The sequence below is a fragment of the Streptomyces sioyaensis genome (assembly GCF_004122735.1).
Classification (GTDB): Bacteria; Actinomycetota; Actinomycetes; order Streptomycetales; family Streptomycetaceae; genus Streptomyces; species Streptomyces sioyaensis.
Genome location: NZ_SDIF01000038.1, coordinates 45,291 through 57,653 on the forward strand (window position 1 = coordinate 45,291; position 12,363 = coordinate 57,653).

The window sequence follows — 12,363 nt, forward strand, 5'->3', positions numbered from 1 at the left end:
TTCGGCCGCCACGCGCCCGGCGCTCAGCCCCCGTTGTCCCCGTTGGTCAGCCCATCGACCAACTCATCCGCCGCCCGGTACGGATCCGTCTCGCCGGAGACGATGCGCTCGGCCAGCGCATCCAGCCGCTTGTCCCCCCGCAGATCGCCGATCCGCTCCCGCAGTGCCGTGACGGCGATCGTCTCGACCTCGTGGGCCGCGCGGGCACGGCGCCGCTCGGCCAGGACGCCCCGCTCCTCCATCCAGGCCCGGTGCTTCTCCAGCGCCTCGACGACCTCGTCCACGCCCTCGCCGCGCGCCGCGACGGTCTTGACGATCGGCGGCCGCCAGTCGCCGGGCGCACGGGATTCGCCCAGTCCCAGCATGTGGTTGAGCTCGCGGGCGGTGGCGTCGGCGCCGTCCCGGTCCGCCTTGTTGACCACGTAGACGTCGCCGATCTCCAGGATTCCGGCCTTGGCCGCCTGGATGCCGTCGCCCATGCCGGGCGCGAGCAGCACCACGCTCGTGTCGGCCTGCGAGGCGATCTCCACCTCGGACTGGCCGACGCCGACCGTCTCGACGAGGACCACGTCACAGCCCGCCGCGTCCAGCACGCGGATCGCCTGCGGTGCGGCCCAGGCGAGCCCGCCGAGATGGCCTCGGGTGGCCATCGAACGGATGTAGACGCCGGGATCGGAGGCGTGCTCGCTCATCCGTACCCGGTCGCCGAGCAACGCGCCCCCGGAGAACGGCGAGGACGGATCGACGGCGAGCACCCCGACCCGCTTGCCGGTCCTGCGATAGGCCGACACCAGCGCGGAGGTGGTGGTGGACTTCCCCACGCCGGGCGAGCCGGTCAGCCCGACCACGTACGCGTTGCCGGTGAGCGGCGCCAGGGCCGCCATCACCTCGCGCAGCTCCGGCGACGCCCCCTCCACGAGGGAGATCAGCCGGGCCACGGCCCTGGGCCGGCCCTGCCGTGCCTGTTCCACCAGCTGGGGGACGTCCACCATCGCCGCTCGGCTCCTTCGGCTCGCTCGTACGCGGTTCGGGCACTCGTACGCGCGGGGCGTACGAGCTCGTCGGTTACTTACCCGGAACGCGGATGATCAGCGCGTCACCCTGGCCGCCGCCACCGCACAGTGCGGCAGCACCCACGCCACCGCCGCGGCGGCGCAGCTCCAGCGCGAGATGCAGCACGATGCGGGCGCCGGACATACCGATCGGGTGACCCAGCGCAATCGCGCCGCCGTTGACATTCACCTTTTCCGGCGACACTCCGAGGTCCTTCACCGACTGCACGGCGACGGCCGCGAACGCCTCGTTGATCTCGATCAGGTCAAGATCACCGACGGCGAGGCCGTCCTTGGCCAGCGCGTGATTGATGGCGTTGGAGGGCTGGGACTGGAGGGAGTTGTCGGGGCCGGCGACGTTGCCGTGGGCGCCGATCTCCGCAATCCACTCCAGGCCGAGCTCCTCGGCCTTGGCCTTGCTCATGACGACGACCGCGGCGGCGCCGTCGGAGATCTGCGAGGAGCTGCCGGCGGTGATCGTGCCGTCCTTGGCGAAGGCCGGGCGCAGCTTGCCGAGCGACTCGGCGGTGGTCTCGCCGCGGATGCCCTCGTCCTTGCTGAAGACGACCGGCTCGCCCTTGCGCTGCGGGATCTCCACGGGGGTGATCTCGGCCTCGAAGAGCCCGTTCTTCTGGGCGGCGGCGGCCCGCTGGTGGGAGCGCGCGGCGACCTCGTCCTGCTCCGGTCGGGCGATACCCAAACGGGTGTTGTGCTTCTCGGTCGACTCGCCCATGGCGATGCCTTCGAAGGCGTCCGTGAGGCCGTCGTGCGCCATCGCGTCGAGCATCTCGACGGCGCCGTACTTGTAGCCCTCGCGGGACTTCGGAAGCAGGTGCGGGGCGTTGCTCATGGACTCCTGGCCGCCGGCGACGACGACGTCGAACTCACCGGCGCGGATGAGCTGGTCGGCCAGGGCGATGGCGTCCAGGCCGGAGAGGCAGACCTTGTTGATGGTCAGGGCGGGGACACTCATCGGGATACCGGCCTTGACGGCCGCCTGACGTGCCGGGATCTGCCCTGCCCCGGCCTGCAGGACCTGGCCCATGATCACGTACTGCACCTGATCGCCGCCGATGCCCGCCCGGTCCAGTGCCGCCTTGATGGCGACGCCGCCCAGATCCGCGCCGGAGAAGGTCCGCAGGGATCCCAGGAGCCGGCCCATGGGGGTGCGCGCTCCCGCCACGATCACTGAGGTGCTGCCGTTGGTGCCGTTCGTTGCAGACATGCGGTGCGGCCTTCCTTTGCAGGGAAGTTAACGAGGGTTCCCGTCAATGTACTGAGCAGTACGCCCGGGGTCACCGGGAAGCAGGTGTGATCGCGCGCACGTTGCGTAACCAGCCATGCGAGGGGTGCACTGGAGCCATGCTGACGCGAATCGACCACATCGGGATCGCCTGTTTCGACCTCGACAAGACTGTCGAGTTCTACCGTGCCACGTACGGCTTCGAGGTGTTCCACTCCGAGGTCAACGAGGAGCAGGGAGTCCGGGAAGCCATGCTCAAGATCAATGAGACCTCGGACGGCGGTGCCTCGTATCTCCAGCTTCTGGAGCCCACCCGCGAGGACTCCGCGGTGGGCAAGTGGCTTGCCAAGAACGGCGAGGGAGTCCATCACATCGCCTTCGGCACCGCGGACGTGGACGGCGACTCCGAGGCCATCCGCGGCAAGGGCGTCCGGGTCCTGTACGACGAGCCCAGGACGGGTTCGATGGGGTCGCGGATCACCTTCCTGCACCCCAAGGACTGCCACGGCGTGCTGACCGAACTTGTCACCGCGGCGCCCCCCGCGGCGGAAGAGCACTGACCTTTGCCTTCCCCGGCCGGTAGAGTGCAGCTTCGGCCGGGGTAAGGGAGTGGGGCTCGGTCCATACCCTGCCGATGATCTGACACCATTTCTTCGGAAGGGTCAGCTCCGAGGGGCGCGAGTCCGTACGACGTGACGTGTACGGGACGAGCGCTGCAGAATCCGGAGACGGCCGCCACCATGACCAGGGGACGGATGGGACCGCGCAGTGCGGGGCAACGACCGCTACGAGGCTGACGACCACCTCTCGCAGTTCGAGGCCGAGATGGAGCGGCTGAAGAGCGAGCGGGACAAGGCGGTCCAGCACGCCGACGACCTCGGCTATCAGGTCGAGGTGCTGCGCGCCAAGCTCCATGAGGCGCGCCGCAACCTCGCGACGCGCCCTGCCTACGACAACGTCAGCCATCAGGCCGAACAGCTGCTGCGCAATGCGCAGATCCAGGCCGACCAGCTGCGTTCGGACGCCGAGCGGGAGGTCCGCGAGGCACGGGCACAGACCCAGCGGCTGCTCCAGGAGCAGGCCGAGCGGCAGTCCCGGCTGGAGGCCGAGCTGCACGCCGAGGCGGTCGGCCGCCGCCAGCGGCTCGACGAGGAGCTCAACGAACGCCGGCAGACCGTCGAATCACACGTCAACGAGAACGTCGCCTGGGCCGAACAGCTGCGCGCCCGTACAGAGTCGCAGGCCCGCCGGCTGATGGAGGAGTCCCGGGCGGAGGCCGAGCAGGCGCTCGCAGCCGCGCGGGCCGAGGCCCAGCGTCTGACCGAACGCGCCCGTGAGCGGCTCGGCGCCGAGGCGGAGCAGGCCCGCGCCGAAGCGGAATCCATCCTGCGCCGGGCGCGTACGGACGCCGAGCGGCTGCTGAACGCCGCCTCCAGCCAGGCCCAGGAGGCCACCGACCAGGCCGAGCAGCTGCGTACCAGCGTCGGCAGCGAGTCGGAGGAGGCGCGCCGGCAGGCCGCGGAGCTGACCCGCACCGCCGAGACCCGCATCCAGGAGGCCGACACGGCGCTGCGCGAGGCGCGTGCCGAGGCGGAGAAGCTGGTCGAGGAGGCGCAGCAGGCCGCCTCCAAGCGGCTGTCGGCGGTCGAGTCGGACAACGAGCAGCGCACCCGTACGGCCAAGGCGGAGATCGCCCGGCTGGTCGGGGAGGCCACCAAGGAGGCCGAGGCGCTCAAAGCCGAGGCCGAGCAGCTGCGGGCCGACGCCGCCACGGAGGCCGAACGGCTGATCGCCGAGGCGCAGGACAGCGCCCGGTCCCAGGCGGCCGAGGACTCCGCGGCGCAGCTGGCGAAGGCCGCGCGCACCGCCGAGGAGGTGCTGACCAAGGCGTCGGAGGACGCCAAGGCCACCACCAAGGCGGCGGCGGAGGAGGCCGAACGGCTGCGCAGGGAGGCCGAGTCCGAGGCGGACCGGCTGCGGGAAGAGGCGCACGACACCGTCGCGCAGCTCAAGGGCGCGGCGAAGGACGACACCAAGGAGTACCGCGCCAAGACCGTCGAACTCCAGGAGGAGGCGCGGCGGCTGCGCGGGGAGGCCGAGCAGCTGCGGGCGGACGCGGTCGCCGAGGGCGAGCGGATCCGCAGCGAGGCCCGCCGGGAGGCGGTCCAGCAGATCGAGGAGGCGGCCGGGTCCGCCGAGGAGCTGCTGGGCAAGGCCAAGAACGATGCCGAGGAGACCCGTTCGGGCGCCGTCGCGGAGAGCGAGCGGGTGCGGACGGAGGCCATCGAACGGGCCACGGCGCTGCGCCGGCAGGCCGAGGAAGCCCTGCAGCGGGCCCGCTCGGAGGCCGAGGAGCTGCTCACCGAGGGCGCCCAGGCCGCGGAGATGGTCACCACCGAGGCGGAGGAGTCCGCCGCACGGCTGCGGGCCGAGGCCGAGCAGGCCGCGCAGGAGCGGCGTGCCGAGGCGCAGGCCGAGCTGGACCGGCTGCGCACCGAGGCGGAGGAGAAGGTCACCGCCGCCGAGCAGCAGCAGCGCGACGCCCGCGCGGAGGCCGAGGGGCTGCGCCGGGAGACCCAGGAGGAGGCCGCCCGCCTCAAGGCGGAGTCCGCGGAGCGGCGCCGGATGCTGGAGCAGCAGGCCGAGGAGGAGGCCGAGCGGCTGCGCACGGAGGCCGCCGCGGACGCGGCGGCGGCGCGTGCCGAGGCCGAATCGGCGGCGGCAGGGCTGCGCGGCGAGGCGACGGCCGAGGCGGAGCGGCTGAAGGCGGAGGCGCAGGAGACCGCGGACCGGGTGCGTGCGGAGGCGGCGACGGCCGCGGAGCGCACGGGCACCGAGGCGGCGCAGGCGCTGGCCGCGGCCCAGGAGGAGGCCGCGCGGCGGCGCCGGGAGGCCGAGCAGCTGCTGGGCGAGGCCCGCGAGGAGGCCCACCAGGAGCGCACCGCGGCGCGCGAGCAGAGCGAGGAGCTGCTGGCGGCGGCCCGTACCCGGGTCGGCGAGGCGCAGGAGGAGGCCGAGCGGCTGGTCGAGGACGCCGACCGGCGGGCCGGCGAGCTGATGGCGGCGGCCGAGCAGACCGCGCAGCAGGTGCGGGACTCGGTCGCGGGGCTGCACGAGCAGGCCGGTGAGGAGATCGCCGGGCTGCGTTCGGCGGCCGAGCACGCCGCGGAGCGTACGAAGGCCGAGGCGCAGGACGAGGCGGACCGGCTCCGCAAGGAGGCCTCCGAGGAGCGCGAGCGCGCCTCGGAGGACGCCGTACGCATCCGCCAGGAGGCGCAGGAGGCACGGGACGACGCGAAGTCCCTGGCGGAGCGGGCGGTTTCCGAGGCCATCGAGGAGGCCGAGGGGCTGCGCGCCGAGGCGGCCGGGGTCCTCGACGAGGCCCGCCGGGACGCCAACACGGCGCGCACCGAGGCCGCCGAGCAGGCCGACCGGCTGATGTCGGAGGCGAACGCGCAGGCCGAGAAGCTGGTCGCGGACGCCACCGCGAAGGCCCAGCAGCTGCGCACGGACGCCTCGGACGCGCTGGCGTCCGGCGAGCAGGACGCGGCGCGGGCCCGTGCGGAGGCACGGGACGACGCGAACCGGATGCGTTCGGACGCCGCGGAGCAGGCCGACCGGCTGATCACCGAGGCCCGTACGGAAGCCGAACGGATCGTCACCGAGGCCACCGAGCTGACGTCTTCGGCGCAGGACGACGCCGACCGCATCGTCCAGGAGGCCCAGGAGGCCGCCGACCGGCTGCGTACGGAGGGCGAGCAGCAGGCGCAGGCGCTGGTGTCGGAGGCGACGCAGACGGCGGAGCGGCTGCGCACCGAGGCCGCCGAGGCGCTGGAGAACGCCCGGCTGGACGCGGAGCGCACCGGCGACCAGGCGCGCGAGGCGGCGAACAAGACGCGTTCGGACGCCGCGGAGCAGGCCGACCAGCTGATGTCGGAGGCCGCGACCGAGGCGGAGCGGCTGCGCACCGAGGCGGCGGAAACGACCGCGGACGCCGAGCGGGACGCGGACCGTACCCGGGCCGATGCCCGGGAGCTGGCGGACCGGATGGTCGCGACGGCCACCGCGGAGGCGGACCGGCTGCGGGCGGAGGCGGCCGAGACGGTCACCGCCGCGCAGGAGCACGCCAACCGCACCCGCAACGAGTCCGCGAAGCTCAAGGAGGACGCCGAAGCGGCGGCCGAGCGGACCCGGACCGAGGCCCAGGAGGAGGCGGACCGGCTGCTGGACGAGGCGCGCAAGGACGCTTCCCGGCGCCGCGGGGACGCCGCCGAGCAGGCGGACCAGCTCGTCGCCCGGGCCCAGGAGGAGGCGCTCAAGGCGGCCACCGCCGCCGAGGAGCAGGCCGACACGATGGTCGGGGCAGCCCGCAAGGAGGCCGAGCGGCTCGTCGCGGAGGCGACCTCCGACGGCAACGAGCGGGTCGAGAAGGCCCGTACGGACGCGAACACCCTGCTGGAGGAGGCCCGCCGGGACGCCACCGGCATCCGCGAGCGCGCCGAGGAGCTGCGCCAGCGGATCGAGTCCGAGGTCGAGGAGCTGCACGAGCGGGCCCGCCGGGAGTCGGCGGAGACGATGAAGAACGCCGGCGAGCGGGTCGACAAGCTCATCGCGCAGGCCACCGCCCAGCAGGTGGAGGCCGAGGAGAAGGCCGACCGGATGGTCGCGGACGCCAACAGCGAGGCGAGCAAGGTCCGGATCTCGGCGGTGAAGAAGGCCGAGGGTCTGATCAAGGAGGCCGAGAACAAGAAGGCCGAGGCGGTGCGCGACGCGGAGCGGATGCGCCGCGAGGCCGAGGGGGAGGCCACCCGGATCGTGGACGAGGGCAAGCGGGAGCTGGAGGTTCTGGTGCGCCGGCGCGAGGACATCAACGCCGAAATCTCCCGCGTCCAGGATGTCCTGGAGGCCCTGGAATCGTTCGAGACGCCCGGCGGAAACGGGGAGGGCAAGGGCGGTGGTGTGAAGGCAGCCGCCGGAGCGGGGGCAACTCGTTCGAGTGGCAAGCAGTCTGAAGGGTAGCCACTCAAATGAGGGGTCATTCTCCAGATCAAACGGGCAATGACTCGATGACACGCCGTTGTGACCCCTAGGATTCTCCTTATCACCTCACCGGTCTCTTCGACAGGAACCCCATGAGCGACACTTCCTCCCCCTTCGGCTTCGAGCTCGTGCGGCGTGGGTACGACCGCGGTCAGGTGGATGACCGCATTACGAAGCTCGTCGCGGACCGCGACAGCGCGCTGGCCCGCATCACGTCGCTGGAAAAGCGGATCGAGGAGCTGCACCTCGAAACGCAGAACGCCCAGGCGCAGGTCAATGACGCCGAACCGTCCTACGCGGGCCTGGGTGCACGCGTGGAAAAGATCCTCCGTCTCGCCGAGGAAGAGGCGAAGGATCTGCGCGAGGAGGCCCGCCGGGCCGCCGAGCAGCACCGTGAGCTGGCCGAGTCGGCCGCCCAGCAGGTCCGCAACGACGCGGAGGCGTTCGCCGCCGAGCGCAAGTCGAAGGCGGAGGACGAGGGCGCCCGGATCGTCGAGAAGGCCAAGGGCGAGGCGTCCACGCTGCGCGCCGAGGCGCAGAAGGACGCGCAGTCCAAGCGCGAGGAGGCGGACTCCCTCTTCGAGGAGACCCGCGCCAAGGCCGCCCAGGCCGCCGCGGACTTCGAGACCAACCTCGCCAAGCGCCGTGAGCAGTCCGAGCGCGACCTTGCCTCGCGTCAGGCCAAGGCCGAGAAGCGGCTCGCGGAGATCGAGCACCGCGCCGAGCAGCTCCGCCTGGAGGCCGAGAAGCTGCGCACGGACGCGGAGCGCCGGGCCCGCCAGACGGTGGAGACCGCGCAGCGCCAGGCCGAGGACATCGTGGCGGACGCCAACGCCAAGGCGGACCGTATCCGCAGCGAATCCGAGCGCGAGCTGGCGGCGCTGACCAACCGCCGCGACTCGATCAACGCGCAGCTGACCAACGTCCGCGAAATGCTCGCGACGCTGACCGGTGCGGCGGTGGCCGCGGCCGGTGCCCCCGGCGACGAGGAGACCGTCACCCGCGGCGTCCCCGCCCAGCAGACCCGCTGACTGACCAGCAGTATCGGCCCGCTGCTTCCCACGCCCCCGTACCGCCCGTGTGGTGGTCCGGGGGCGTGATGCGTACCGGGGGTCAGCCGGGTGGCCGCGCTCCGGTGGCAGGGGCTCCGGGGCGCGCTTAGGGTCCCGTACATGATCGAGCTCGAGGGGCTGACCAAGCATTACGGCGACAAGGTCGCCGTGGACGACCTCACTCTGACGGTGCGGCCCGGCATCGTCACCGGCTTCCTCGGCCCCAACGGCGCGGGCAAGTCGACCACCATGCGGATGATGCTCGACCTGGACAATCCGACGGCGGGGACGGTCCGGATCGACGGCAAGCACTACCGGCAGCTGCAGGATCCGCTGACGTACATCGGGGCGCTGCTGGAGGCGAAGTCGGTGCACGGCGGCCGCAGCGCCGCCAACCATCTGCTGTGTCTCGCACAGAGCAACGGCATTCCGCGCAGCCGGGTCACCGAGGTGCTGGACACCGTGGGGCTGAGCGGGGTCGCCAAGAAGCGGTCGAAGGGGTTCTCGCTCGGGATGAGCCAGCGGCTGGGCATCGCCGCGGCGCTGCTGGGCGATCCGCAGGTACTCCTCTTCGACGAGCCGGTCAACGGCCTCGACCCCGAGGGCATCCACTGGATCCGCAACCTGATGAAGAACCTCGCGGCCCAGGGCCGGACCGTGTTCGTCTCCTCGCATCTGATGAGTGAGATGGCACTGACCGCCGAGCATCTGATCGTGATCGGGCAGGGGCGGCTGATGGCCGACACCTCGATGCGGGAGTTCATCCAGCAGAACTCGCGGTCGTACGTCCGGGTGCGGTCCCCGGAGCGGGAGAAGCTGCTGGATCTGCTGCACTCCGAGGGCATCGACGCGGTGGCGGCCGGCAACGGCTCGCTGGAGGTCGACGGGGTGCCCGCCGACCGGCTGGGCGAGCTGGCCGCGGCGCATCAGCTGGTGCTGCACGAGCTGAGCCCCCAGCAGGCATCGCTGGAAGAGGCGTTCATGCAGCTGACGGCGGATTCGGTGGAGTATCACGCCCGCGACGGCGAGCCGGTGCCGGCACAGGCGGGCTCCCCGCCGGGTGGCCGGGCCCCGGGAGCCCCGCAGCCGGCCGGGGCGCGCCCCGGCGAGGCGCAGCCGACCGGCTGGGGTGCCGACTGGCAGAAGAAGAGGAGCTGACGGATGGCGGCGCTCGGGCAGGTCATTCGGTCGGAGTGGACCAAGATCAGGTCGGTGCGGTCCACGGTGTGGACGCTGGGCATCGCCGCGGTGCTCACCATCGCGCTGGGCATGCTGATCTGCATCCTGACCAACCACGACTTCCAGTCCATGCCGGCCAGGGAGCGGCTGTCGTTCGACGCCACCAACATCAGCTTCTCCGGGATGGGGCTGGGCCAGCTCGCGATGATCGTCTTCGGCGTGCTGGTGGTCTCCAACGAGTACAGCACCGGCATGATCCGTGCCTCGCTGGCGGCCGTTCCGCAGCGCGGCACCTTTCTGTTCTGCAAGCTGCTGGTGGCCACCGCGCTGGTCTTCGTCGTCGGCCTGGCGACCAGCTTCGTGGCCTTCTTCGCGGGACAGGCGATGCTGGGTGATCTGCGCGCGCACCTCGGCGATCCGGGGGTGCTGCGCGCGGTGTTCGGCGGCGGGCTCTACATGACGCTGATCGCGCTGTTCTCGATGGCGGTGGCCGTGATGCTGCGCAGCCCGATGCTGTCGCTGGGCATCCTGATGCCGTTCTTCTTCCTGATCTCGAACATCCTCGGCAACGTCTCGGCGACCCGGAAGGTCGGCCGCTATCTGCCGGACCAGGCGGGCTCGAAGATCATGCAGGTGGTCACGCCCGCCAACAGCGATGTGCCGTACGGGCCGTGGGGCGGCCTCGGCATCATGATCGCCTGGACGGTGGCGGCGCTGCTCGGCGGCTACGTCCTGCTGAAGCGGCGGGACGCGTAGGGCTGTCCGACGGGTCCAGGCCCCACACCGGCCCGCCGGCCTCTCCACCGGAGGCGGCGCGCCCCGGTCCGATTGACGGGAACCGTCAATGTACGGATAGCCTCCTAACCCTCACGGGGGTACGAGGGCGCCTCTGCCCCGACCATCTCGCGAGGGGCGGAGAATGATCGAGGCAGTCGGCCTGACGAAGCGCTACGGCGCCAAGACGGCCGTGTACAACCTGTCGTTCCAGGTACGGCCGGGCACGGTGACCGGCTTCCTGGGGCCCAACGGCTCCGGCAAGTCGACGACGATGCGCATGATTCTGGGCCTGGACTCACCGACCTCGGGGCACGCGACCATCGCCGGCCGTCCCTACCGCCAGCTGCCCAACGCCCCGCGCCAGGTGGGCGCGCTGCTCGATGCCAAGGCCGTGCACGGCGGGCGCAGCGCGCGCCAGCATCTGCTCTCGCTCGCCCAGCTGTCGGGCATCCCGGCCCGCCGGGTCGACGAGGTGCTCGGCGTGGTCGGTCTCCAGGACGTCGCGGGGCGGCGTTCCAACGGCTTCTCGCTCGGGATGGGCCAGCGGCTGGGCATCGCCGCCGCGTTGCTCGGCGATCCGCAGGTACTCCTCTTCGACGAGCCGGTCAACGGCCTCGACCCCGAGGGCATCCTGTGGGTGCGCAATCTGATGAAGCAGCTGGCGTCCGAGGGCCGTACGGTCTTCGTCTCCTCGCACCTGATGAGCGAAATGGCGCTGACCGCCGAGCACTTGATCGTGATCGGCCGTGGCCAGCTGCTGGCGAACATGTCGGTCAAGGAGTTCATCTCGGCCAACTCCGCCGATTTCGCCCGGGTGCGTACCCCGGACACCGAGCCGGAGCAGCGCGAGAAGCTGACCGCCGCGCTCGGTGAGGCGGGCGGGCAGATCACCCCCGAGCCGGACGGCGCCCTGCGGGTGACCGGGCTGCCGCTCCCCCGCATCAGCGACCTCGCGCACGCGGCCGAGGTCCGGCTGTGGGAGCTGTCGCCGCACCAGGCGTCCCTGGAGGAGGCGTACATGCGGATGACGCAGGGCGCCGTGGACTACCGCTCGACGGCCGACGCGCGGGCCGGGCTGCAGGAGGCCCCCGCCGGGTACGCCCCGCAGGGTCCCGTGCCGCAGGGGTATGCGGGTGGCCCCGGCCACCCGGCCGGTCAGCCCGGCGTCCCGGGCCAGGTCCCGGCGGGCGTCCCGGGCCAGGGGCAGCCGAATCCGTACGCCCAGCAGGCGCCCGGCGCCGTTCCGGGACCGGGCCATCCGCCGCCCGCGCCGGCTCAGGGTCACCCGTACGGGGCACCCGAGTCGTACGGCGCGCCTCACCCGTACGGGCACCAGCCCGCCGCGCCGATGCCGCCCGCGACCCCGGTCGCACCGCCCGCCGCCCCCGCCGACCAGCCCACGCCGCACCACGAGGACGCCCGATGACCAGCCCTCAGCAGCCGCAGCCCCAGCCGCAGCCTGAGCGCGGACCCGACGACACCGGCGCCCAGCAGCCGCTGCCGGCCGCGCCGCCGATGCCGCCCCCCGCGCCGCAACCGCCGCAGGGCCGGCCGCCCCAGGCGCCGCCCGCCGCACCGGAGCAGCCGGGACAGCAGCACGGACAGCAGCCGGCGCCGCAGCAGCCCGGTCAGCAGCCCCCGCCCGCCGGGGAAGCGGGCACGATGATGCTCCAGGCCCAGCAGCCCACCGGCCGGCCGCCGCTCGCCAAGGAGGCGGGCACGATGACGCTCCAGGCCCAGCAGGCGCCCGGGCAGCCCGCACCGCCCGCGCCGGCGCGGGAAGCCGGCACGATGATGCTCCAGCCCCAGCAGCCCGCCGAGCCGCAGCCGCTCGCGGCACACGGACCGGGCAGGAACGCGGGCACGATGATGCTCCAGGCCCAGGGCCAGCCGCAGGGCCAGCCCCAGGCACAGCCGCCGGCCCCGGCCCCGTCCCAGCAGCACCCTCAGCACCACCCGCAGGCCCAGCAGCCCCTCACAGTCCGTGGCCGCGCCCTCGGACAGCGGCTCCACCGGGGGC

At 72.7% G+C, this 12,363-nt stretch carries 8 protein-coding genes and 1 pseudogene; 7 read left to right on the forward strand and 2 right to left on the reverse strand.

Annotated elements, in window-relative coordinates; all coding sequences use genetic code 11:
• Positions 1–23: 23 nt before the first annotated feature.
• Together meaB and EST54_RS15805 are read right to left on the reverse strand one after the other, a co-directional pair.
• Entirely contained in the window at positions 24–992 is a 969-nt protein-coding gene (gene meaB, locus EST54_RS15800) for a methylmalonyl Co-A mutase-associated GTPase MeaB (protein WP_129248263.1), read from the reverse strand.
• Positions 993–1,065: 73 nt separating this feature from the next.
• On the reverse strand, positions 1,066–2,241 hold the full coding sequence (locus EST54_RS15805; protein WP_129248271.1) for an acetyl-CoA C-acetyltransferase: 1,176 nt from the start codon (positions 2,239–2,241) through the stop codon (positions 1,066–1,068).
• A 173-nt stretch (positions 2,242–2,414) separates the two neighbouring features.
• Between EST54_RS15805 and mce the strand changes: the two genes are divergently transcribed.
• The 7 genes and pseudogenes from mce to EST54_RS15840 form a co-directional block, all read left to right on the forward strand.
• On the forward strand, positions 2,415–2,855 hold the full coding sequence (mce, locus tag EST54_RS15810) for a methylmalonyl-CoA epimerase (RefSeq protein ID WP_006603065.1): 441 nt from the start codon (positions 2,415–2,417) through the stop codon (positions 2,853–2,855).
• Positions 2,856–3,063: 208 nt separating this feature from the next.
• Positions 3,064–7,314, forward strand: coding sequence for a polarized growth protein Scy (scy, locus tag EST54_RS15815; protein WP_129248264.1), 4,251 nt, complete (start codon positions 3,064–3,066; stop codon positions 7,312–7,314).
• A 113-nt stretch (positions 7,315–7,427) separates the two neighbouring features.
• The gene (locus EST54_RS15820) at positions 7,428–8,366 is read left to right on the forward strand and encodes a coiled-coil domain-containing protein (RefSeq protein ID WP_093485204.1); all 939 of its coding nucleotides are present in this window, start codon (positions 7,428–7,430) and stop codon (positions 8,364–8,366) included.
• Between the two features lie 141 nt (positions 8,367–8,507).
• Positions 8,508–9,545: an ABC transporter ATP-binding protein gene (locus tag EST54_RS15825; protein WP_129248265.1), complete on the forward strand. Its 1,038-nt coding sequence runs from the start codon at positions 8,508–8,510 to the stop codon at positions 9,543–9,545.
• Positions 9,546–9,548: 3 nt separating this feature from the next.
• Positions 9,549–10,322, forward strand: coding sequence for an ABC transporter permease (locus EST54_RS15830; RefSeq protein WP_129248266.1), 774 nt, complete (start codon positions 9,549–9,551; stop codon positions 10,320–10,322).
• A 163-nt stretch (positions 10,323–10,485) separates the two neighbouring features.
• Positions 10,486–11,769, forward strand: a complete 1,284-nt coding sequence (locus tag EST54_RS15835; RefSeq protein WP_129248267.1) for an ABC transporter ATP-binding protein — start codon at positions 10,486–10,488, stop codon at positions 11,767–11,769.
• Positions 11,766–12,363 (forward strand): annotated as a pseudogene (locus EST54_RS15840) (hypothetical protein); the annotation flags it as partial. The gene EST54_RS15835 and the pseudogene EST54_RS15840, both read left to right, overlap by 4 nt.

What these genes read in the sequence shown, in the direction of transcription:
- meaB (WP_129248263.1), bottom strand. Translation starts at nt 992, where the DNA reads ATGGTGGACGTCCCCCAGCTGGTGGAACAGGCACGGCAGGGCCGGCCC.
- mce (WP_006603065.1), top strand. Translation starts at nt 2,415, where the DNA reads ATGCTGACGCGAATCGACCACATCGGGATCGCCTGTTTCGACCTCGAC.
- EST54_RS15820 (WP_093485204.1), top strand. Translation starts at nt 7,428, where the DNA reads ATGAGCGACACTTCCTCCCCCTTCGGCTTCGAGCTCGTGCGGCGTGGG.
- EST54_RS15825 (WP_129248265.1), top strand. Translation starts at nt 8,508, where the DNA reads ATGATCGAGCTCGAGGGGCTGACCAAGCATTACGGCGACAAGGTCGCC.
- EST54_RS15830 (WP_129248266.1), top strand. Translation starts at nt 9,549, where the DNA reads ATGGCGGCGCTCGGGCAGGTCATTCGGTCGGAGTGGACCAAGATCAGG.
- EST54_RS15835 (WP_129248267.1), top strand. Translation starts at nt 10,486, where the DNA reads ATGATCGAGGCAGTCGGCCTGACGAAGCGCTACGGCGCCAAGACGGCC.